Here is a 23,860-nt window from a genome sequence, read left to right as displayed (position 1 = left end):
CTATGAATTTGCTTTGTTTAAGAGTAAATGAGCGAGTGTTTGCACACCAATGCCTGTTGCCCCCGCAGCCCATAAATCACTGGCTGATTTACGATAAGTGGCAGAGCAATCAATATGCAACCAATGTTGTTGATAATTCTTCACGAAATAGGATAAAAACGCCGTTGCCGTGCTTGCACCAGCGCCCACTGGCACGGTACCGATATTGGCAATTTGCGCAAATGATGATGAAATTTGATGACGGTGAAATTCTTCAAAAGGCAAACGCCAGAATGGCTCATTGCTGATTTGTGCCGCATTAAAGAGGTCGGCAACAAGTTCGTTATCCATTGAAAGCACCGAGTGGTAATCATTTCCTACGGCGATTTTTGCCGCTCCCGTTAAGGTGGCGCAATCAATAATAAATTGCGGATTTTGTTTATCAGCATCGATTAAACCATCGGCTAGTACTAAACGCCCTTCGGCATCGGTATTTAGCACTTCGGCAGTGATGCCATTACGATAAGTGATAATATCTCCTAATTTCATCGCTTCGGCACTTACCATATTTTCGGCACAGCAGAGATAGAGTTTCACCCGTTGGTTTAACCCTCCTGCAATCGCCATACCTAATGCGCCCGTCACTAATGCTGCACCGCCCATATCCGTACGCATTGTGGACATTGAATCACTCGGTTTTAAGCTATATCCGCCACTGTCAAATGTGATGCCTTTCCCCACTAAACAGGCTAAAACGGGGGCATTCGGATCTTGGCTTGGATTAAAATCCAGTTGTAGCATCGCAGGCTTATGGCTAGACGCTTTGCCTACATTCCAAATGCCTTGATAATTTTTCTCTAATAAGGCTTCCGCAGAAATAATCTCAAAACTTACCGCACTTTCACTGGCGTATTCCGCAGCAAGTTCGGCAATAAATTGTGCAGATCGCTCAGCCAATTTTTTTGGGGTGATCACATCAGAGGGTAAGTTAATGATTTCTCTAACAAAATCACCGCACTGAATACGGGCAAATAGTTCTGCTTGCGGTTCGTCATCTAAATGAGGAAATTCAATGGCGTAATCTTGCTTTGCGGAATAAAAACCTTGATAAAATGCCCAACAGTTTTCTAGATCCCAATCTTCACCGACTAATTCTACCTCTTTAATACCTTGATTACGTAATTTGCGCGCGGCTTTCTGAATTAAAGTGCGGTCAGAATTTGGGGAGTTTTGTTTGATATGAACCGTGCCTTCGTCATTGGAAAAACTCAGCAACGCATTTTCGCCCCAGACTGGGCTGGCAGGTTGTGTTGAAAGGTGAATTAACATAATGATTTTCCTCATCCAAATTAGATTTAGTTATCCTAATACAAGTGTGAGAAAAATCAAAATGTTAAATCTCCCCTCGCTCACTTTTTAGCGAGGGGAGGGCAGCGAAAACTTAACCGATCGGTTTTGTTTTATAGAAAGAAATCATTGCGATTGGGGCTATTACGGTGAACCAAATTGACCATTGCAGTGGCATACCTAAATACACGCATAGTACGCCGAGGAAGGTGGCTGCGATAGCAAGTACGAAACCAATTACGCTGTAATTCGTATCTTTATCTAGATACCAGCGTAAGAAGGCTAACGCAATAAGATAAATCGCAGTGCAAATGCTTAGGGCGATCATCGCAAATAGCGGTGAAATAGAATGGGCATTGCTACTTGCGTGTTCAACAACCTCTGCCATCGTGCCAAATTCTTTTACGGCGTCGGCTAACAGTTCAAGACCTGAGCCTAATGCAGTGAGCGCGATAAAAATCAATAAATGTCCATAGCCATAAACTAACGCATTATTTAAGGTACGTTCATTATGTAAAAATTCACCCCAAGGCATTTTGAAATAAAGCCACCATAAAGAAAACATTAGGGCAGAGATACCCAAACCGAGCGGGAATGCTTCAGTAAGCATTGCTTCATTGCTATGGAATAATGGCGTAATGGCGTTGGTGGCGCCTAAAATACCTTCACCTAACACGATGATAACCAATAATCCGTAACGTTCAGCAATATGGTGTGGGTGCCAAGCAGTTTTATTCGCACTTTCCGCCCAAGCTGGCACGCAAAGTTCTAATAATGCCAAGAATGGAAAGAGGCTATTAAATAAGTGAGGGACATTTAATACAACAATAGCCCAACAAATTTGGGTGAAAATAATCCCGAAGGCATAACGCAAGCAGGTTGTCCGACGTTCAGGATCACTTTTGGCTGCACGAAACCATTGATATGCCATCGCGACCCGCATCACAATATAGCCGATTAAGATCATCGTAAAATCATTATGTTCAAAGACATTATTGATGCCAATGGCAAGAATAATTGCACCGAACATTTGTACCATTGTAACAATACGATAACTAAAATCATCATTGTCATAAGCAGAGGCAAACCAAGTAAAGTTCATCCAAGCCCACCACACACAGAAAAACGACGTGGCAAAATGGATTAAGCCTTCACTGAAATGATGTGCAGCTAGGGCGTGGTGTAAACCACTTGCGGTAGCCGCAATGGCGATCACGAAAACTAAATCAAAATAAAGCTCAAGCGTGGTGGCGACACGATGGACTTCGTGGTGATCGCGGGCTTTCATTAATTTATGAATCATTTAATACTCCAGATTAAAACGAGGAATTCGGTTGATTTAAAAACGCAATTTCTTCCGCTGTCGATGGGCGATTTAAAATCTCATTACGATGTGGATAACGATTAAATTTATCAATAATGGCTTTGTGGCGTAACTCAAAATCCAGCGTGTATTCATCATTTAGCGAACGAAATAAATCAACTGCTTGTTGGTGAATAAAGGCTGATTCACTATGCATATAGGGCATAATCATAAATTTACGCCATACTGTTGGCAGGCGAGTAAAATCAGCTTGTTTAATCGCTTCTTGGGCTAACGCTAATGCCATCGGATCTTGTGCAAATGCCGCAGGGGTATTGCGGTATAGGTTACGAGAAAATTGATCTAATACAATAATTTCTGCTAAGCGTCCTTCAATGCTTTCGCGCCAGCTTGCGCATTCACCTTGTGCTGCGGCTTTTAAAGTGCGGTCAAATTTTTCACGAATTTTATTATCAAAGTCTTCACTTTTTACAAACCAAAAAGGTTGATTTTCCTCGCTGAACCAAAAATCCAGCACCGCTTGTGGTGTCGCAATATTCATAAAATGTCCTTAATTGAAATAAAAAAATGAAGTGAATTTCACGGCGGCAGATTTTACCATAGTTTATTAAAATTTGTGCATTAGACTAAATTTCTAGAAAAAACTTGGTGAATGCCCTTGATAGGAGTATAATTTGCCCGTTTTTTGACTTATTTATTAACTAATATTAGAGGAATTAATGGCTAAAGAAGATTGCATTGAAATGCAAGGCACAATTTTAGAAACCTTGCCAAACACAATGTTCCGTGTGGAATTAGAAAATGGGCACATAGTTACTGCACATATTTCAGGAAAAATGCGTAAAAATTATATTCGTATTTTAACAGGCGATAAAGTTACTGTAGAAATGACGCCGTATGATTTAAGCAAAGGACGTATTATTTTCCGTAGTCGCTAATTTTTATTCTTCTTATTTATTGAGATTTGCCCTAAGTGATGCTTAGGGCAAATTTTTATCTATTTTTTATAATGTGATCGCAATTATCACGCTATTTACCGATAAAGAGCATAAAAATGAGAAATATCAAACATTTCGCACAACGCTATGTGGATTGGGTGATCCGTCTTGGGCGCGTGCGGTTTTCCCTGCTTGGTGTGCTGGTGCTAGCTGTACTGGCACTCTGTACACAAATGCTATTAAGCCTTTTTGTTGTAGGAACGGTTTATTGGGTAGATGTCGTGCGTTCTGTGGTATTTGGCTTGATTTCTGCGCCTTTTGTGATCTATTTTTTCACGCTGTTAGTGGAAAAGCTAGAAAAATCTCGCCTTGAATTAGCCAAATTAGTGGAAAATTTACGCCGTGAAGTCTCGGAAAGAATGGTAGCAGAAAAGAAACTATCCATTGCGCTTAATGATCTTGAACAAAATAGCCGAAATAAAACCGCATTAATGACAACCATTAGCCACGAATTACGCACCCCACTAAATGGCATTATTGGGTTGAGCCGTATTTTATTAGACGGTAATTTAACCGCCGAGCAGCAAAATTATCTCAAAACAATCAATATGAGTGCGGTGTCTTTAGGGCATATTTTTAGCGATATTATCGATCTGGAAAAAATTGATGCGCATAAAATAGAATTGAACCGCAAAGAAACGGATTTTTATGCCTTTCTTAATGATATTGCCAATTTCGCCACCTTAATGGCGGAGCAAAATCACCTAAAATTTGAATTAGACTATGAATCTGATTTACCGCAATGGCTGATGTTAGATAACGCAAGATTGAGTCAAATTTTATGGAATTTAATTAATAATGCGGTGAAGTTTACACAAAAAGGCGTGATCAAGCTCAAAGTTACACGAATTGCTGAACAACAATTTGCTTTCGCGATTTCTGATACAGGTATTGGCATTGCAGAAAGCGAATTAGCCAATATTTTTGCAATGTATTATCGTGTGCAATCCAACCAATATCAGCACGCGGGCAGTGGCATTGGTCTAGCCGTTTCCAAAACCATTGCCAATTTAATGGGGGGCGATCTCAGCGTGCAAAGTGCGGTGGGAAAAGGCTCAATTTTTACCTTAACTATCCAAGCTAAACCTGTCAGTAAACCGTTAGACTATCAGCAATATTTGCCAAGCCAACTGCGTATTTTGCTCATTGAAGATATTGAGGTCAATGTAATTGTCGCAAAATCTGTTTTGGAAAAATTAGGCTATGAGGTAGATGTCGCGATGAGGGGGCAGCAAGCCATTGAAAAATTTGAACAAAATAGCTATGACTTGTTGCTCATTGATATTCAACTGCCTGATATGTCGGGTTTTGAAATCGCTCAGTATTTACGTCAGCAATATGAAAATGATCATTATGAGTATTTACCGCCACTGATCGCCCTTACCGCCAACGTAATGCACGATAAACAAGAATATCTCCAACAAGGAATGGACGATATTTTACGCAAGCCCCTTTCTTTAGAGGCACTGACGCAATGTTTATATCAGTTTTTTAATCAGGATATTTCGCCTATCCCAGCAACCACGAAACAATACGATATTGCGCAAGATGAGATCTTAGATCTGGCTACATTACAGGAACTTGTCGTCTTATTAGGCGTAAAAACGGTAAAAAATAACACCGCACTTTTCCAACAAATGATGCCTGATTATGTGAAAGAGTTGTTCTCTGCTTATGAAATGTACAAACTTCAACCTGAATATCAAAAAGAAGTGGCAAATATTGCCCATAAAATAAAGGGGGCAGCAGGCGCCGTGGGGTTAAAACGTATCCAACATATTATGGAACAAGCACAACATAATGAATTTGCTGATTGGGAAAATAACATTGCGGATTGGTTAGAGACATTTTCACAATATTGGCAAAAAGATCTTGATAAATTAATGGATTGGTTAAATTCTTACAATAATTAGCCTTGTTTTGCGCTATCGATCTAGCAATGCTTAAAGGATTTAGCTAAAATCTATATCGTTCAAATTTAATACTAACGAAGAGGAAGAAACCGATGAATTTTCCAAATATTGCCAAACAAGTTATTGAGAAGTTGGGCGGTAAAGAAAATATCAGTGCGCTTGCACATTGTGCAACTCGCTTACGTATTGTAGTCAAAGATGAAGGCAAAATTGATAAAGAGGCGATCGAAAATATTGATGGCGTAAAAGGTCAATTTTCTGTTTCAGGACAATATCAGATTATTTTTGGTTCGGGGACCGTAAATAAAGTACACGATGAAATGGCAGCATTATTAAACATCGGGGATATGACGAAAAATGAGGTTGCAAAACAAGCTTCAGACAATAACCAAGGGCTAATTATGCGTCTGGTGAAAGGCTTAGCAGATATTTTTGTGCCAATTATCCCTGCCATTGTAGCGGGCGGTTTATTAATGGGGATCCACAGTATGCTTACTGCACAAGGATTCTTCTGGGATGTGCCACAAGCCCTGCGCGATTCTGGGCAGCCTATCACGGGGTATTCCGTTGTCGATCACTTTAGTAATCTTTCCGATCTTGTTGATTTTATTAATACTATTGCCAATGCGCCTTTCGTCTTCTTGCCCGTGTTGCTGGGCTTTTCGGCCACTCGCAAATTTGGTGGAAACCCGTTCTTAGGGGCTGCATTGGGGATGTTATTGGTTCACCCAGCACTGGCAGATGGTTGGAACTATGCTCTGACCGCCGCGCAAGGCAAAATCACGCACTGGAATGTATTTGGTTTAGAAATTGAAAAAGTCGGCTATCAAGGCACGGTAATTCCAACCTTAATTTCGGCGTGGGTTCTTGCTACCTTAGAGAAAACTTTCCGTAAATTTGTGCCGTCTTATCTAGATAATCTTATTACGCCAATGTTCTCGTTATTTATCGCGGGGTTATTAGCCTTTACCGTGATTGGCCCAATCGGACGTGAAGCGGGGGATTTAATCACCATTGGTTTAACTTGGTTATATGACAAACTTGGCTTTATCGGCGGCGGTATTTTTGGGACATTCTATGCACCAATCGTCATTACAGGTATGCATCAAACCTTTATTGCAGTAGAAACTCAGCTCCTTTCTAATATGTCATTATCAGGTGGTACTTTCATTTTCCCAATTGCTGCAATGTCAAATATCGCACAAGGGGCGGCTTGTTTAGGCGTAGCCTTTGCATTGAAAGATCCAAAAGTACGTGGTTTAGCCGTGCCTTCAGGGATTTCCGCCTTATTAGGCATCACCGAGCCAGCAATGTTTGGGGTAAACTTACGCTATCGTCAAGCCTTCTTAGCGGCAATGATTGGTTCTGGATTATCAAGTGCATTTATTGCGTTCTTCAATGTGAAAGCACAAGCGCTGGGCGCGGCAGGCTTCTTAGGTATTCCGTCGATTAAACCAGACAGCCTTGCAATGTATAGCGTGGGAATGGTTATTTCTTTCGCGGTGGCTTTCACGCTTTCTGTGATTTTAGTAAAACGTGCGCAAGCTAAAGGATAATCGCAAGCTAAAAGATAATATTGCATAAAACTTCGTAAAAAAGCACCGCACTTTGATCTGCACCCTAAACAGGAATACAATATTCTGCGTTTGAGGTGCAGATTTTTATTTTCAATGAGGCAAAAAATGAAGACGCAAATTGATAAATTAGCTTGGTTATATATTAAAGACAATCAAGTATTAATGGCGCGTTCCAAAGGAAAAGAAAAATTTTATCTACCCGGTGGGAAAAGAGAGCAAGGTGAAACGGATCAACAAGCGTTGTTGCGGGAAATTAAAGAAGAGTTGGGTATTACCTTAATTGAATCTAGTCTTGAAAGAATTGGTGAATTTTCAGCTCAAGCAGATGGCAAAAACAGTGATTGCATCGTAACACTCCGTTGCTATAAAGCCGATTTCATCGGCGATTATCGCCCTGAAAGTGAAATTGCTGAACTGGCTTGGCTGGATTACCAAAGCAAAGAAAAATGCTCTTTAGCGACACAAAAAGTATTGGAATATTTAAGACAGCAAGGTACGTTAGAATAAACGCACCAAAAAATAACCGCACTTTGAAAGTGCGGTTATTTCTTCCGTTTTTTACGATTAATTAGCGTTTGAACATATTGCCAAGGCCGCCTAAACCGCCCATTCCGCCCATCATTCCTTTCATTCCACGCATCATTTTTGCCATTCCACCTTTACGCATTTTTTTCATCATACGTTGCATTTCGTCAAATTGTTTCAGCAATTTATTCACGTCTTGTACTTGTGTGCCAGAGCCTAAGGCGATACGGCGGCGGCGTGAACCTTTGATGATTTCAGGTTTAGCGCGCTCTTTTAAGGTCATTGAATTGATGATGGCTTCCATTTTAATAAACATTTTGTCATCAACTTGATTTTTGATGTGATCAGGCAGGTTTTTCGCACCCGGTAATTTTTCCAGCATTGTCATCATTCCGCCCATTTTTTTCATTTCAATAAGCTGATCACGGAAATCTTCCAATGTGAAATCATCGCCTTTTTGGAATTTTTTTGCCATTTTTTCCGCTTTTTCTTGATCCACTGAGCGTTGTAGATCTTCAATTAGCGAAAGTACGTCCCCCATTCCTAAAATGCGTGAAGCAACACGATCAGGGTGGAATGGTTCGAGGGCTTCTGTTTTTTCCCCAACCCCTAAGAATTTAATTGGTTTGCCAGTGATTTGGCGAATAGAAAGGGCCGCACCGCCACGAGCATCGCCGTCTACTTTGGTAAGAATAACCCCTGTAAGCGGTAGCGCTTCATTAAAGGCTTTTGCAGTATTCGCGGCATCTTGTCCGGTCATTGCGTCGACGGTGAAAAGGGTTTCCACTGGGTTAAGTGCGGTGTGAATTTTTTGGATTTCTTCCATCATTTCACTATCAACGTGCAAACGACCCGCGGTATCCACAATCAACACATCGTAGAATTTGAGTTTAGCATCAGCAAGGGCGGCTTGCACAATTTCTACGGGGTTTTGTTGGCTATTAGACGGGAAGAAATCTACCCCAACGGCTTGCGCAAGGGTTTCAAGTTGTTTGATCGCGGCTGGGCGATAGACGTCCGCCGAGACCACCATCACTTTTTTCTTCTGACGTTCACGTAAGAATTTAGCGAGCTTACCTACGCTCGTGGTTTTCCCCGCCCCTTGCAAACCTGCCATTAAAATCACCGCAGGCGGTTGAGTCGCAAGGTTGAGGCTCTCATTGGCTTCACCCATTGCTTTTTCAAGCTCAGATTGCACAATTTTGAGAAATTCTTGTCCCGGCGTTAAGCTACGATTGACTTCTTCACCGATAGCACGTTCTTTGACTTTATTAATAAATTCACGCACGACGGGTAAAGCAACGTCTGCTTCAAGCAATGCCATACGCACTTCACGCAGGGTATCTTTAATATTATCTTCGGTTAAACGTCCTTTCCCCGTAATGTTACGCAGGGTTTTCGAGAGACGATCAGAAAGGTTTTCAAACATCGTTTTTCCTAAATTTGAGTGGAATGAAATGAAATAAATTGTGCCAATTATACTGAAATCCCACAGATTTTCATCATTTGCAAGAAATTTATAGCGATTTTAGTGCGGCAAGGCTAGAATAAAAATAATTCTTGATTTGGCTTTAAGGTGAGTAAAAATGTGGTTTGCCATATTTTCGATTTTTTTATACATAATCAGTATTTTGTTCATTACCCCAATGTTATTAAAAGCACACTCGGGAGAACAAACGAAAAAACCGAATAAAACATTGTTTTTTTGCACCGCACTTTTGGCAGTTGTGGCACATTGCATTAGTCTTGTCCCCCTGTTTTCTCATTTAGCGAATGCCCAACAATTTACCCTGATGGATATTAGTTCTCTGCTAAGTGTAATTGTGGCTGCTTTGGCAACCTTTGCGCTTGGTTTTCGAGTGAATACCCTGTGGTTCTTATTACCCATTGTGTATTGTTTGGCGATAATTAATTTGATTTTACAGACATTTTTACCTATCGCACTTGTGCAACATTTAATCCATAATGTGGGCTTATTTTTACATATCGGTTTAGCCTTATTGGCTTATGCGGTATGTTTTATTGCGACCTTATATGCCGTTCAATTGTGGTGGATTGATAGAAACTTAAAAAGTAAAAAGTTAGCATTATCGCCTATTATTCCGCCATTAATGACGGTAGAACGGCATTTTTTCCGTTTGATGTTAAGTGGTGAGTTCTTACTGACTTTAACGTTAATCTCTGGCGTAGTGTATTTACCCGACTTTTTTGGTATGCAAAATGTACAAAAAGCGATTTTTTCTTTTTTAGCGTGGGTTGTGTTAGCCATTGCCTTAATTGGGCATTGGAAATGGCACTGGCGTGGAAAAAAGGTGATTATTTATAGCATTTCGGGTATGATTTTGCTCTCAATTGCTTATTTTGGCAGTCGTGTTGCGTTTGGGCTAGGGCTTTAATTTGAGCGCCCAAGAACGATGGTTTGATAAAAGGATTTGATTTTGGATAGTATCCCCCTTAGTACATTATTTATCACGTTAATTATTTTACTGATTTTATCCGCTTATTTTTCTAGCTCAGAAACGGGCTTACTTTCTGCCAATCGTTATCGAATGCGGTTCCTTGCTGAAAAGGGACATAAAGGTGCAAAAAAGGCAGAAAAATTACTCAAGAAAACCGATATTCTGCTTAGCCTTATTTTAATTTGTAATAACCTCGTTAATATTTCCGCTTCCGCGATTGCAACCATTATTGGAATGCGTTTGTATGGCGATATGGGGGTGGCGATTGCCACTGGGGCATTAACTTTCGCAATGCTGATTTTCGCTGAAATTTTCCCCAAAACCATTGCAGCACTTTACCCCGAAAAAGTGGCATTTTTATCAAGTCATATTCTTACGCCATTGCTGAAAATTTTTAGCCCAATCGTGTTCTTAATGAACCTGATTATTCGTGGCTTGATGAAATTATTCCGTGTTAAAAATGAACAAAAAGTCAGTTCATTAAGCACGGAAGAGCTACGTGCTATTGTGAATCAATCAGGGCATTTCATTCCTTCCGCTCACCAAGAAATGTTGCTTTCTATTTTGGATTTAGAAAAAGTGACGGTGGACGATATTATGGTGCCACGCAACGATATTGGCGGGATCAACATTGACGATGATTGGAAAGCCATTATGCGTCAGCTTAATCACTCGGCACACAGTAAAATCGTGCTATACAAAGAAAGTATGGACGAAAATGTGCTAGGTATTTTACGTGTGCGTGAAGCGTATCGTTTAATGTTAGATAAAAATGAATTTAGTAAAGAGACATTAATTCGAGCAGTTGATGAGGCCTATTTTATCCCTGAAGGCACCCCATTAAATGCACAATTAGTCAACTTCCGTAATAAAAAAGAACGTATAGGTTTAGTGGTTGATGAGTATGGCGACATCAAAGGCTTGGTGACATTGGAAGATATTTTGGAAGAAATTGTGGGTGAATTTACCACTTCTACCGCCCCTTCCATTGATGAAGAAGTTACCCAGCAATCAGATGGCTCAATGATTATTGAAGGATCAGCAAATATCAGGGATTTAAATAAATTATTTGACTGGCATTTGGATACCGATGAAGCCCGAACCTTCAATGGACTTATTTTAGAGCATTTAGAAGAAATTCCTGATGAAGGAACAGAATGTGAAATTAACGGCTTAAAAATCACGATTTTAGAAGTCGCAGATAATATGGTGAAACAAGCGAGAGTAGAAAAGATTTCATCAGCAACACAGCCAAACTAAACGCGTTTTCTTATCATAAAAGCAGAAAGACGAAAGGTGAATTGCCTTTCGTCTTTTTCTTTTGCCTTGCATTTACTTTTTGTTTTTGAATGTTATCTAATTTATTTATAAAAGTGCGGTGTTTTTTTTATGAGTTTTTTCTTATTTTTAAAGGTTTTATTGTTGGTAGATAAAAATTTGCTTTTTCCCATTTCTGACGATTGACTAAAGATGCAAAAAAAAAACGATAATAATTCTCAATATTTTAATGATGTGTAATAAAGGAAGTTCATTATGAAGAAAGCAAAATTTGTTCTTTTACCTCTCGCAACACTTGTGGCAACGGCGGTGCAAGCGGAAACCTTAGGTGTGATTGATGTTGTTACTGAAAATACCGGAGCGAAAAGCAAAACCAATGTCGTTACCCTAAAACAAATGGAGCGTAGTACGGAAACGGATTTACGTGGTTTGTTATTTAATGAGCCTGCGATTAATTTTGGTGGTGGAAATGGCGGAACATCGCAATGGGTAACAATTCGTGGAATGGGGCAAGATCAAATTGACTTCAAAGTGGACAATACTTATTCAGATACCCAATCTTTCCACCACGAAGGTCGCTTCTTATTGGATCCAGCCTTAATTAAACGTATTGATGTGCAAAAAGGCGCGGGTTCTGCCAGTGCTGGGATTGGTGCAACCAGTGGCTCAATTATTGCAACAACCGTTGATGCGCAAGATTTATTAAGAGAAGGGCAAGATTTTGGGTTTAAACTTACTGGCGGTGTGCGTAGTAATAAAGGCTATACGCAAGGCGCGAGTGTATATGGCAAAGTAGGGGCATTTGATGCGTTAGTTTCAGGTAACTGGAATCACAAAGAAAACTATAAAGGCGGTAAAGATTATAAAAATCTTAATGGTTCAGATACCGTACAAAACAGCGCACTAGGTGAGCGTGGCTTATTGGCTAAATTAGGTTGGGATATCACTGAAAATCAACGTGTGGTACTAAGCCATCGCCAAGAACGTTACTATGGTGTGCGTGCATTGCGTGAAGAATTTGATTTTTCTAATTCTTATGTTTCTACTGCTCGCTTATCTCAAGAACAACGTGATAAGGGTTATCGTTTAAGTTCAGTTTATGCAGGAAAAGACAGACGTGGTAACGATTCTTATTATGTACTTGACCAAAACGGCAACTATGTGGTGAATGAAGAGAATAATAACCCACGTTACCGTACCACTACGCAAGATACCACCAATTTGGAGTGGACAGGTAAGAATATGGGCTTTGTTACCGAAGCGAAAGCCAATGTTTATCATACAAAACGTGTACGTGAAGAAGGAAGCAGTAAAACCCAAATTCTTACTACGGGAGCTAACTTAAATTTAGACAGCGCCATTGGTGAAAATCACCTAGTGAAATACGGCGTAAATTATCGTAAACAAGTAGGAAAACCAAATCAACTTGCCGCAGGTGCGCATAATCAACGCAAAGACGATCTCGGCGTGTATGTAGAAGGCATTTGGGGAATGGGGCCTGTCATCTTAACAACAGGGGCGCGTTATGATTACTTTAACTTTAAAGCGTCAAATGGCTCTAAGGCAAGCAAAGGGCATTTTAACCCAAGTGCGGGCTTAATTTGGCAAGTTTCTGATGATTTAAGCTTGAACACCAGCTTGAACTATGCAACCCGTAGCCCTCGTTTATATGAGGTAATGATTGCTGGTTCTGGCACAATTGGGATTGATAGCAATATCCGTGCAGAAAAAGCCCGTAATGCAGAAATTGGTTTCAATTATGATTTAAATGATCGTATTTCACTAAGTGGAAGTTACTTCTGGCAAAAAGTAAAAGATGCGATGTCATTGAAAAATAATGTTATTTATAATGGCGCATTATTGCGTAACCAAGGTTATGAACTATCCGCTGCTTATAAACACGCGGGCTTAACACTACGCGCAGGTGTGGCAGAAAGTAAACCTGAAGTCTATGGTAATGTGGCGGATAATACAGTATTTGCTGTGGCAACAGGGCGTACTTGGACAACCGAAGTGTCATACAAATTCGCTAATCCAAACTTAATTATCGGTTGGAAAGGACGTTTTGTTGAAGGCGAAACAGGAACACCGAGCCGTGGTTCAGGTGGAAGCGCAAGTGTGAAACAACCGGGTTATGGCGTAAATGATCTTTATGCGAGCTGGGAAGCCAATGAAAATCTCACGATTAACGTTGCAGTAGATAATGTATTCAACAAAAACTACAAAAGCCATAGCCAGCGTGCAGGGGTAAATAGTTTAACGGGCGCTGGACGCGACTTTAGAATGAATGTGAATTACACATTCTAATCTGTTTAACAAGTGCGGTGATTTTTCACCGCATTTTTTATTCGCACTTTGACCGAAAATTTTTAATTTGTTACAATTTGCAACCTAATTGAAATTCATTCTCAATAACAATTAAGGGCAGTTTGCCTCAGTTTTATTTAACGTCAGCGTTAAGGATTTCCCAATGCCACAATTATTCGCATTTTTACAACATTATATTGATTACATTATTTTAGGGTTACTCGGCTTAATGAGCTTTATGATGGTATGGTTCGTCATTGAACGTTTTATCTTTTTGAGCCGTGTGAATGTTTCACACTACACCAATATTCACGAATTAGACATCGATCTCAACCGTAATCTCACTATTATTTCCACTATTGGATCGAATGCCCCTTATGTCGGCTTGCTTGGCACAGTTATCGGTATTCTATTAACCTTCTATGAATTGGGAAATTCAGGGGGAGATATTGATGCGGCCGCCATTATGCTTAATCTTTCTCTTGCGCTCAAAGCCACTGCCGTAGGGATTTTAGTTGCCATTCCATCAATGGTGTTTTACAACGGTTTACAACGTAAAGTAGAAGTGAATCGCTTGAAATGGAAAGCCTTAAACGGACAAAAAAATCTAGGGGCATAATGTGAAAAAGTTTGATGAAATCAATATTATCCCTTTCATTGACATTATGTTAGTGTTGCTGGCGATTGTATTAATTACCGCGTCTTTTATTTCTCAAGGAAAAATCCAAGTCAATGTGCCAAAAGCAAGCAGTACCGTCGCATTTAAGTCGGACGATTTGGCTAAATTATTAACGGTTACCGAAACAGGGGAAATCTTTTTTAACGATAAACCTACGGATCTCGCTCAAATGGAAAAAGAAGTCGCAAGCTGGGCGAAAGATCAAAAAGTTACCCTAAAAGTCGATGCGAAAGCAACCTTCCAAGATTTTGTTAGCCTCACGGATTTAATGGCGAAGAATAACATCAAAAATGTTGCCATTGTAACAATGAAAGAGAAAGGCAACTAAATGGCAAATAAACATCGTTCTTGGTTTGGTTTTTTCTTTTCTTTGCTGTTCCACGTAACGCTCATTGGGGCAATTCTTTATGCAATACGAGATGATGGCACGGCAAATGGTTATCAGGCAGAAATCATTGATAATAGCATTTCAATGGAAATGCTAATGGGAATGACCGTGGAAGAGCCTGAAGTGACACCAGAGCCACAGCCAATAGAGCCAGAACCAGAAGTGAAAGAAAGCGTGCCTGATCCTATTGTGAAACCAGAACCGCCAAAGCCTGAAAAACCAAAGGAAAAAGAAGTTAAAAAGGAAAAGCCAAAAAAAATTCCAAAAGAGAAACCGAAGCAAAAACCAAAAGAAAAACCGTTGGCAAATAAAGAATTAGAAAAAGGCGATCATAATATTAATTCAGCGGCGAAGATCACCTCCAATGCAACGAGTCTAGGCAAAGCAACGGTAACTAATCCGAATTTAGTTGGGAAAGGAACAAGTTCAGATGAAGCCAAAGCCTACCTTAGTGCCATAAGGAAGGAAATTGAGCGTCAGCAACGTTATCCGCAACGCGCCAAAATGATGCGAAAACAGGGAATCGTTACTGTTAGTTTCACCATCGCAAATGATGGTTCATTGAATAATGTACAATTAGCAAAATCATCAGGGAATAATGATCTGGATAATGCCGCCCTTGATGCCGTAAAACGCGCGCGTTCTGTTGGAGCAAAACCCGCAAGTGTTAGCTCCTCGGCAAGTGTGCCATTACGATTTAGTATTCAGTAAAACCATTCTTAAGTGCGGTGAAAAAATTCCCTGTTTTTACACCGCACTTCTCTTTATAATGCTCGCTCCCTACTTTATTAGAGAGAAGATAATGAAAAAATTAACCCAACTTTTTACTTTTACCTTAACCCTTGGCATATCAATGTTCACCTCTGCAACAGAAAATGAACAGGCGAAGCCTTATACCTCCGCATTTCGTTTTAGTGCAGAAGAAATGCACGATATTGCGAATCCAAATAAGCTTGCGTGGCGCATTTTCTATACAGAACCCTCTAAAGGTGAAAATGCACACTGGTTTGATGCCGTCAAACAAGGTAATTTAGCTGAAATTAAAGCGATGGTTGAAAAAGGGCAAGATCTTGAGGTAAAAGATACAGGAAGTCTTGGGCAAACCGCGCTTGGTTGGGCTGCATTTATTGGTTATGAAGATATTGTAGAATATTTAATCTCACAAGGTGCAAGCCTTTTTGCTACTGATTCAGGTGATGTTTATAACGTGCTGAAATCAGCCGTATTAGGAAAAAATACCCATATAGTGAAAAAAATCTATGGGAATTTAAGCCCCGTAGATTTAAACGATCAAAGCATTGAAAGTGATGGTGAAACCTTGCTGATGGTTGCAGCCAGCAATAACCGCTTGGAAACAGTAAAATTCCTTATTTCTCAGGGAGCAAATGTGAATTTAGTGACCACCACAAAAGAGCCATCAATGTTTTCTTATAACCAAAGTGCCTTGTCTTATGCCTGTGAGCGTAATTTACCTGAAATGCAAAAACTGCTTATTCAAAATGGCGCAATTAATCATAAAACAGGCAAACCTAGTTGTAATTAGTTAATAAGATTAAATAAAAAGCTAAGTGCGGTGTAAAAACTTCCTATTTTTACACCGCACTTTTGTTTATTCTGATTTTTTATTAGTTAGCATAAACGCCAGCTTTTGTCTGGCTGAATTTGTAAATGTAATGCGTGGTGTTTCAGTAAGGTAGAACGATGCCCTACACTAATTATAGTGGTATTTGGTAATATGCTATCTAATAATTGATACATTGCTTCTTCCAATCCTTCGTCCATACTTGCGGTGGCTTCGTCAAGGAAGGCAACCTGTGGTTTATGTAAAAATAAACGCGCAAAAGCAAGGCGTTGTTGTTCGCCGAGAGAAAGTACACGCGTCCAATCTTTTTGTTGTTCAAGTTTATCGCTTAAATGACCTAAATTGACCTGTTGCATAATTTGTTGAATATGGGATAAATCCGGTTCTTGAGGTGCAAGTGCAGGATAATAAAGCGCATCAATTAATCGACCTTGCGGTAAATACGGTTTTTGTGAGAGGAACAATGCCTGTGTTTGCGGGCAATATATTTTGCCTTCAGAATATGGCCAAAGTCCGGCTATGGTGCGTAATAGGGTTGTTTTTCCTGAGCCAGAAGGACCTTGAATAAGTAGGCGACTTCCTAAAGGGAGAGTGAGATTAAGTTTTTCAATCAGGCTTTGATTATCAGGGCGTTTAATCGTTAAATGTTGAAAAATCACTTCGCCATCGCTATTTTCTATTTCCACATTTGTGTTGTGATTAATAGAATGGAGCGCACTGTGGAAACCCGTTAAACGATCAAGTACTGCACGATAAGCGGTAAAGTCATCATAAGAATTTCGATAAAAAGAAAGGGCTTCTTGCACTTTACCGAACGCTTGTGAAGTTTGCATTAAATCCCCTAATTTAATTTGTCCACTAAAGTAACGTGTCGCTTGAATGATAAAAGGAAAAATAACGGAAACTTGCGATACCGCAAGATTAAATCCGGACAGTTTTAGCATTCGATAAACCAATTGCCAGATATTGCTAATAATGTTGTTAAATTGTTTAAATAAAATATGGCTTTCCATTTTTTCACCACGATAAAAGGCGATGCTTTCGGCATATTCTTTCAAACGAATGAGGGAATAGCGGTAGTTCGCATTGAGCTTTTCATTGGCAAAATTAAGTTTTATTAATGGTCGTCCAATTTTAAAAGCGATAAGACTCGTAATTAGCACATAAACAAAAACCAGAAAGACCATCATATGTGGGATTTCATAGCCTGCGATCACCATTGGACCGGATAAATCCCATAAAATTGCAGTAAAGGCAACCAGTGATACGGTTGAGGAAATGACGCCAGTGGCAAAGCCAAGTGAGCTGGTCACATAAGAGTCAATATCCTGCTGAATTCGCTGATCGGGGTTGTCTAGTTGGCTAGTGCCATGCAAGGTTTTGTAATAGGCTTGGTTTGCTGTCCATTGGTTGAGATATTGTTGATTAAGCCAAGTTCGCCATTGAATTTTAAAACGTTGCGAAAGGTAATAGGTAAACAAGACGTTTAAAACGTGTACCGTCGCGAGCAAAGAAAAAATGATCATTTGTTGCCAAAATACGTTTGCATTCATTTCTTGTAAGGCGCTATACATTGCGTTATACCAGTTAGAAAAGAGAATATCTAACCGTACCGCAAGCAAATTAAAGAAAATAATCACCCAAAAATAACAGAGTGGTTTTAAATGCTGTTTCGGCGAAAGGTAAGTTTGGGTGATGAGCCAAAATTGTCTTGCCCAACGGGTTGTTTTCACCAAAATGGCTAAAATAATAGAAAATGCGATGCTTGTAATAACAAGACTTTGAATTATCCATAAAAATGAACTGAGTAATTCTTCTGACCAATTCATAATACCGTCCGAGTAAATATGTGAAAATAAAAGGTTAAATCGTCTTTGTTTAGAGCGCAGAATTAAAAATTTGTTCAAAGATTGTTAAAGAAATTTAGTCCGCACGCAAGAAAAATGTGATGTAGATTAAACTTTTAGATTTTAATCCATTCTTTCTGTTTAGAGGTTGCTATAATTTTTTTAGTTAAATGAAATTATCGAGGTTGTGATGAGTGATATTGCGGTGACGATTAGCATTTTAGCCCTTGTTGCGGTCGTCGGATTATGGATCGGGCATTTCAAAGTTCGTGGCGTAGGGTTAGGTATTGGAGGTGTTTTGTTTGGGGGAATTATTGTTGCCCATTTTACCAACCAATATGGCGTGCATTTAGATGCACATACGTTACATTTTATTCAAGAATTTGGGTTAATTCTTTTCGTTTATACAATTGGGATTCAAGTCGGTCCCGGTTTTTTTGCTTCATTGCGAGAATCTGGCTTAAAGCTCAATGGATTAGCCGTATTGATCGTGTTGCTTGGGGCAGCCAGTGTGGTTGTATTATATAAAGCGGCTGAGGTTCCACTTGATATTATTTTGGGGATCTATTCTGGCGCAGTTACAAATACGCCATCATTGGGGGCTGGGCAACAAATTCTTGCTGAATTGGGAATGAGCCATACCACAAGTAATATGGGGATGGCATATGCAGTAGCCTATCCTTTTGGGATTTGTGGGATTTTACTCACAATGTGGTTAGTGCGGTTATTTTTTAAGATAAAAGTAGAGGAAGAAGAGGCAAATTTCCAACGTGAAAGTGGGCAAGATAAAGACAGTTTACGCTCAATGAATATTCGGGTTACAAATCAGAATTTAAATGGCTTAACGTTAATTGAAATTCCCGGCTTTGAAAGTGAGGATGTGGTTTGTTCTCGTTTAAAACGTGGCGAGAATGTGAGTGTGCCAAGTGCCGATACGGAAATTCTTCTTGATGATATTTTGCATTTAGTCGGTGATGTTCACGTCCTGCATAAAATGAAGTTAGTCATTGGTGAAGCCATTGATGTGCCACGTTCAACTCTGACAGGGGATTTACGCTCTGAACGTATCGTTGTAACGAATGAGAAAGTCCTAGGAAAGAAAATAAAATCACTTGGTATTCATCAAAAATATGGCGTGGTAATTTCTCGCTTAAACCGTGCAGGGGTAGAGCTAGTTCCTAGTGCGGATACTACACTTCAATTTGGGGACGTATTACATATTGTCGGACGAACAGATGTGATTGAGAATGCCATTGCCCTTATTGGGAATGCACAACAAAAATTGCAACAAGTACAAATGCTGCCAGTGTTTATTGGTATTGGTTTAGGCGTGCTGGTGGGATCTATTCCTTTTTATATTCCGGGGCTTTCTGTGGCGTTAAAACTTGGGCTTGCAGGTGGACCACTTGTTGTTGCCTTGATTTTGGCGAGAATAGGCAGCATTGGAAAACTTTACTGGTTTATGCCACCAAGTGCAAACCTCGCCTTAAGAGAAATTGGTATTGTGCTGTTTTTAGCGGTAGTTGGGCTGAAATCAGGCGGTAATTTTGTGGATACCCTAGTGAATGGCTCAGGGCTTGAATGGATGGGGTATGGCATTATCATCACATTTTTCCCATTAATGGCGGTAGGGCTATTTGCTCGCTTATATCTAAAACTGAATTACTTGTCTTTATGCGGTTTGCTTGCAGGCTCAATGACGGATCCGCCAGCGCTAGCCTTTGCCAATGCGATTAAAGAAGATAGTGGGGTCGCGGCGCTTTCTTATGCGACGGTCTATCCTTTAGTAATGTTCTTGCGAATACTCTCGCCGCAGTTATTAGCCATCTTGTTGTGGTCTTTTTTCTAATAGTCCGAAATTTCGCAATGCCCAGTTAAACTGGGCATTTTTATTTCTGTTTTCTATACACTCTCAACGTTTATTACGATGTTGTCACTTATCATCCCTTTGTTTTCTTTTTAGATTTCTCAACTGGTCTGAACTCTGATTAGTTTGCCCAAATTTGTTTGCACTAGTGGGGGGCTTTCTTTACAATCCAACGGCTTTTTTTATCAATTTAATCGAAAAAAGGTTACAAATGACTAAAACAACAATTTTTTCAAGAACATTACTTTCTTCTGCATTATTGGCTGTTGCAGGCGGCGCACAAGCAGCAGCATTCCAATTAGCAGAAGTGTCAAGTTCTGGCTTAGGGCGAGCTTATGCGGGTGAAGCCGCGATTGCTGATAATGCTTCTGTGGTAGCGACCAACCCTGCGTTAATGACATTATTTAAAACCAACCAATTTAGTGCTGGTGGCGTTTATGTGGATTCTAAAATTCGTGTTGATGGCACAGTAACAGCCACAGCAGGAGGACGTCCAGTTACTCGTCCACAATCTGCGGATAATAACGATGTAGTGCCAGGTTCATTAGTACCGAATATGTATTTCGTCTCACCAATTAATGATAAGTTCGCAATTGGTGCAGGAATGAATGTAAACTTTGGTTTAAGAAGTGAATATGGTAGCGATTATAGTGCGGGTGTTTTTGGTGGAAAAACTGATTTAAGCGCAATTAACTTAAATTTAAGTGGTGCTTACCGTGTTAGCGAAGGATTTAGTATTGGTGCGGGGTTAAATGCTATTTATGCTAAAGCTGAAGTTGAACGCACAGCAGGGATTTTAGATGATGCACTAAATGCTGTTGCAGCAAGTCCTAGCCCTTATGCGCCAATGGCGGCACAAGTTGGTGCAGGCGTTGAGAAAGGTACAGTTCTCACTCACCTTGAAGATAGAAGCGCTTGGGGCTTTGGTTGGAATGCCGGTCTTGTTTATGAATTTAATGAAAGAAACCGTATTGGTGTGGCATATCATTCAAAAATTGATATTGAGTTTAAAGATCGTAATGCGGTAAGTTATATGCCTTATGGGGTTAAGCCTTATGTTGGTGCAGGATCATTAACATTAAATTTACCAGGATATTGGGAAATTTCAGGTTTCCACCAATTAACAGATGCTTTCGCCGTGCATTATAGTTACAAATATACAGAATGGAGCCGTTTAAAGAATTTACACGCCACCTATGACAGTGTGCCAGCAGGCTCTCGTAATGGGGATCTTGCACTTCATAAGGAAGAAAGATACCGCGATAATACACGCGTAGCTTTAGGGGTAAGTTATCTTGTTAATGACCAATTAACTTTACGCGCAGGGATTGCCTATGATGAAGCCGCTGCACCAACAGAACACGCAAGTGCCTCAATTCCTGATACAGATCGCACTTGGTACAGCTTAGGGGCAACCTATAAATTTACCCCAAATCTTTCTGTGGATTTCGGTTTTGCTCACCTACGTGGTAAGAAAGTAAACTTCACCGAAACACAAAGCCTTGGTGGTGGTTTAGTTGAAGTTAAAGCCGACTATCGTTCAAAATCCAGTGCTAACCTTTACGGTTTAAACGTAAATTACAGCTTCTAATTTGAGAAACTAGGCATTTACGCAAATTTCATTATAATAAGCCTATCCAACTGGATAGGCTTATTTATATCATTTTTAGAGAACTCACCAATGCCTGAAATCTACTATTGTTATTATCATTCCCCGATAGGGCGATTATTAATGATTAGCCAAGATAATAAATTGACCAATTTGGATTTTGAAGCCGAGCAAATTGCCCCAAATCCGAAATGGATTTTGCGAGAAAATCATCCGCTCTTTACTCAGGTTTCAGCGGCGTTAACACGTTATTTCAATGGCGAAAAAGAAACCTTTGCGGATATTCCGCTTAATCCACAAGGTACTCCCTTTCAGCAACGCATTTGGCAACAATTGTGCCAAATTCCTTATGGCGAAACCTCAAGTTATGGCGAGTTAGCCCATCACATTAATAACCCTAAAGCGGTGCGGGCGGTAGGCGGTGCAGTAGGGGGCAACCCAATTAGCATTATCATTCCTTGCCATCGTGTGTTAGGTAAAACACGTCAGCTAACAGGGTTTGGTGGTGGATTACCAGCCAAACGCTATTTATTACAGTTAGAAAATATTGCTTATGTGGATAAAGGCGTGGAATACGTCAAACAAAAATTATTGAAAAAGTATCAAAGCTAAGTAAAAACCAGATAAAAAAGCACCGCACTTTATGAATAGTCCGCACTCCGAACAAGCCCTTCTTTCTCTCGCGCAATCTCTCGCTGGTCTCACCTTTGGTGAAGTTGCCAAAGGGCTGAATATTGCTGTGCCACCCAATTTGAAACGGGATAAAGGCTGGGTAGGTATGTTGCTGGAAAGCGCCTTAGGCGCAACCGCAGGAAGCAAAGCAGAACAAGATTTTGCGCACCTTGGCATTGAACTTAAAACCATTCCCATTGACCGTCAAGGCAAACCTTTAGAAACCACCTTTGTCAGCCTTGCCCCACTAGTGCAAAATAGTGGCATTACGTGGCAATCTTCCCACGTTCGGCATAAATTATCTAAAGTGCTGTGGATACCCATTGAAGGTGAACGCAATATTCCTCTTGCCGATCGTCATATCGGACAGCCTATTTTGTGGCAACCTTCTTATGAACAAGAACAACGCTTACAACAAGATTGGGAAGAATTAATGGAATATATCGTATTTGGTCGCCTTGATGAAATTACCGCACGTCTGGGGGAAGTGCTACAACTTCGCCCTAAAGGCGCAAGTCGGAAATCGCTCACGAAAGGCATTGGGCGAAACGGTGAGATGATTGACACCTTGCCACTCGGTTTTTATTTACGCAAAAATTTCACACACGAAATCTTGCAACAATTTCAGCGAAATAGCTGATTTCCCTTTGCATTAAAGTGAGAAATCTATATTATTGCTCGCCTTATCTCTACTTTCTTTAAGGAACGGATTATGTTTGATTGGATTGCCAGCCCAGAGGCGTGGGTGGCCTTATTTACCCTAACCGCATTAGAAATTGTGTTAGGTATTGATAACATCATTTTTATCAGCATTTTAGTTGGGCGCTTACCCGCACAACAACGCCAATCTGGACGCTTGATTGGGTTAGGCTTAGCAATGGCAACGCGTATTTTATTACTGCTTTCCCTTTCTTGGCTGATGAAATTAACCACCCCATTATTTGAGGTATTTTCACAATCAATTTCAGGACGAGATCTCATTTTAATTTTAGGGGGATTGTTCCTTGTCGCCAAAAGTACCCACGAAATTCACCACGCAATGACGCCAGAAGAGGAAGAAGAACAAAGTGCGGTGAAAAAAGTGAATTTTTTCAGCGTACTCATTCAAATTGCCATTTTAGATATTGTGTTTTCCCTTGATTCCGTGATCACCGCAGTGGGAATGGCAAGCCAAGTTGGCGTAATGATTTTAGCGATCATTATTGCTGTTGGGGTGATGATGCTTGCGGCAAAACCGATTGGCGATTTTGTGGAAGCCCACCCAACGCTAAAAGTGCTAGCGCTTTCATTCTTGATTTTAGTGGGCGTAGCATTAATTGGCGAAGGCTTAGATTTCCATATTCCAAAAGGCTATATCTATTTCGCGATGGGCTTTTCTGTTGTGGTTGAAATGATCAATATAAAAATGCGTAAGCGTTTGATTAAACGCCCGTAATGCTTAAATAAGAAGTGCGGTGCAAAAATGCTGAAAATTTGCACCGCACTTTTTTCTTCTCATTTTTTCTATTT

The 23,860-nt window shown here is 40.1% G+C and carries 21 protein-coding genes; 16 read left to right on the top strand and 5 right to left on the bottom strand.

Annotation, left to right across the window (positions count from 1 at the left end):
- From pepB to L4F92_RS09515, 3 genes are all read right to left on the bottom strand, one after another.
- Positions 1-1,308, bottom strand: a complete 1,308-nt coding sequence (pepB, locus tag L4F92_RS09525) for an aminopeptidase PepB (RefSeq protein ID WP_250363545.1) — start codon at positions 1,306-1,308, stop codon at positions 1-3.
- 112 nt (positions 1,309-1,420) lie between these two features.
- Positions 1,421-2,629: a low temperature requirement protein A gene (locus tag L4F92_RS09520; RefSeq protein WP_250363544.1), complete on the bottom strand. Its 1,209-nt coding sequence runs from the start codon at positions 2,627-2,629 to the stop codon at positions 1,421-1,423.
- 13 nt (positions 2,630-2,642) lie between these two features.
- Positions 2,643-3,191, bottom strand: coding sequence for a DUF924 family protein (locus L4F92_RS09515; RefSeq protein ID WP_250349540.1), 549 nt, complete (start codon positions 3,189-3,191; stop codon positions 2,643-2,645).
- Between the two features lie 178 nt (positions 3,192-3,369).
- On the opposite strand from L4F92_RS09515, the gene infA reads away from it, so the two are divergent.
- From infA to L4F92_RS09495, 4 genes are all read left to right on the top strand, one after another.
- Positions 3,370-3,588: a translation initiation factor IF-1 gene (gene infA / locus L4F92_RS09510; protein ID WP_250363543.1), complete on the top strand. Its 219-nt coding sequence runs from the start codon at positions 3,370-3,372 to the stop codon at positions 3,586-3,588.
- 116 nt (positions 3,589-3,704) lie between these two features.
- On the top strand, positions 3,705-5,561 hold the full coding sequence (locus L4F92_RS09505) for an ATP-binding protein (protein ID WP_250363542.1): 1,857 nt from the start codon (positions 3,705-3,707) through the stop codon (positions 5,559-5,561).
- A gap of 92 nt (positions 5,562-5,653) precedes the next feature.
- Entirely contained in the window at positions 5,654-7,117 is a 1,464-nt protein-coding gene (locus L4F92_RS09500; RefSeq protein WP_250363541.1) for a sucrose-specific PTS transporter subunit IIBC, read from the top strand.
- Between the two features lie 126 nt (positions 7,118-7,243).
- A complete protein-coding gene (locus L4F92_RS09495; RefSeq protein WP_250363540.1) occupies positions 7,244-7,645 on the top strand; it encodes an NUDIX hydrolase in 402 nt (133 codons plus the stop codon).
- 61 nt (positions 7,646-7,706) lie between these two features.
- Here the strand turns inward: L4F92_RS09495 and ffh are convergent, their stop codons facing one another.
- The gene (gene ffh / locus L4F92_RS09490; RefSeq protein ID WP_250349547.1) at positions 7,707-9,092 is read right to left on the bottom strand and encodes a signal recognition particle protein; all 1,386 of its coding nucleotides are present in this window, start codon (positions 9,090-9,092) and stop codon (positions 7,707-7,709) included.
- 157 nt (positions 9,093-9,249) lie between these two features.
- Between ffh and L4F92_RS09485 the strand changes: the two genes are divergently transcribed.
- The 7 genes from L4F92_RS09485 to L4F92_RS09455 all read left to right on the top strand — a co-directional run bounded on the left by L4F92_RS09485 (position 9,250) and on the right by L4F92_RS09455 (position 16,317).
- Positions 9,250-10,059 (top strand): cytochrome C assembly family protein, encoded by an 810-nt coding sequence (locus L4F92_RS09485; protein WP_250363539.1) that lies wholly within the window; start codon positions 9,250-9,252, stop codon positions 10,057-10,059.
- A 42-nt stretch (positions 10,060-10,101) separates the two neighbouring features.
- Positions 10,102-11,382, top strand: coding sequence for an HlyC/CorC family transporter (locus L4F92_RS09480; protein WP_250349549.1), 1,281 nt, complete (start codon positions 10,102-10,104; stop codon positions 11,380-11,382).
- A 273-nt stretch (positions 11,383-11,655) separates the two neighbouring features.
- On the top strand, positions 11,656-13,707 hold the full coding sequence (locus L4F92_RS09475; protein ID WP_250363538.1) for a TonB-dependent siderophore receptor: 2,052 nt from the start codon (positions 11,656-11,658) through the stop codon (positions 13,705-13,707).
- A gap of 163 nt (positions 13,708-13,870) precedes the next feature.
- On the top strand, positions 13,871-14,326 hold the full coding sequence (gene exbB / locus L4F92_RS09470; protein ID WP_250349551.1) for a TonB-system energizer ExbB: 456 nt from the start codon (positions 13,871-13,873) through the stop codon (positions 14,324-14,326).
- 1 nt (position 14,327) lies between these two features.
- On the top strand, positions 14,328-14,714 hold the full coding sequence (exbD, locus tag L4F92_RS09465) for a TonB system transport protein ExbD (RefSeq protein ID WP_250349552.1): 387 nt from the start codon (positions 14,328-14,330) through the stop codon (positions 14,712-14,714).
- Positions 14,715-15,485: an energy transducer TonB gene (locus tag L4F92_RS09460; RefSeq protein ID WP_250363537.1), complete on the top strand. Its 771-nt coding sequence runs from the start codon at positions 14,715-14,717 to the stop codon at positions 15,483-15,485.
- Positions 15,486-15,576: 91 nt separating this feature from the next.
- Positions 15,577-16,317, top strand: a complete 741-nt coding sequence (locus L4F92_RS09455) for an ankyrin repeat domain-containing protein (protein WP_250363536.1) — start codon at positions 15,577-15,579, stop codon at positions 16,315-16,317.
- Positions 16,318-16,403: 86 nt separating this feature from the next.
- Here L4F92_RS09455 and L4F92_RS09450 read toward each other — a convergent pair whose 3' ends face one another.
- Positions 16,404-18,185, bottom strand: a complete 1,782-nt coding sequence (locus L4F92_RS09450) for an ABC transporter ATP-binding protein/permease (protein ID WP_250363535.1) — start codon at positions 18,183-18,185, stop codon at positions 16,404-16,406.
- Positions 18,186-18,393: 208 nt separating this feature from the next.
- Here L4F92_RS09450 and L4F92_RS09445 point away from each other — a divergent pair, with 208 nt between their 5' ends.
- The 5 genes from L4F92_RS09445 to L4F92_RS09425 all read left to right on the top strand — a co-directional run bounded on the left by L4F92_RS09445 (position 18,394) and on the right by L4F92_RS09425 (position 23,786).
- Positions 18,394-20,052, top strand: a complete 1,659-nt coding sequence (locus L4F92_RS09445; RefSeq protein ID WP_250363534.1) for a putative transporter — start codon at positions 18,394-18,396, stop codon at positions 20,050-20,052.
- A 229-nt stretch (positions 20,053-20,281) separates the two neighbouring features.
- Positions 20,282-21,661, top strand: a complete 1,380-nt coding sequence (locus tag L4F92_RS09440; protein ID WP_250363533.1) for an outer membrane protein transport protein — start codon at positions 20,282-20,284, stop codon at positions 21,659-21,661.
- Between the two features lie 90 nt (positions 21,662-21,751).
- Positions 21,752-22,291 (top strand): methylated-DNA--[protein]-cysteine S-methyltransferase, encoded by a 540-nt coding sequence (locus tag L4F92_RS09435; protein ID WP_250363532.1) that lies wholly within the window; start codon positions 21,752-21,754, stop codon positions 22,289-22,291.
- A 31-nt stretch (positions 22,292-22,322) separates the two neighbouring features.
- On the top strand, positions 22,323-22,991 hold the full coding sequence (gene mutH, locus L4F92_RS09430) for a DNA mismatch repair endonuclease MutH (protein WP_250363531.1): 669 nt from the start codon (positions 22,323-22,325) through the stop codon (positions 22,989-22,991).
- Positions 22,992-23,063: 72 nt separating this feature from the next.
- Entirely contained in the window at positions 23,064-23,786 is a 723-nt protein-coding gene (locus L4F92_RS09425) for a TerC family protein (protein ID WP_250363530.1), read from the top strand.
- The last annotated feature ends 74 nt before the right edge of the window (positions 23,787-23,860 follow it).

Origin of the sequence: Avibacterium sp. 21-595, assembly GCF_023611905.1 — a bacterium.
Lineage (GTDB): Bacteria > Pseudomonadota > Gammaproteobacteria > Enterobacterales > Pasteurellaceae > Avibacterium.
Note: the sequence above shows the minus strand (reverse complement) of the source record. Positions and strands in the feature narration are given on the sequence as shown.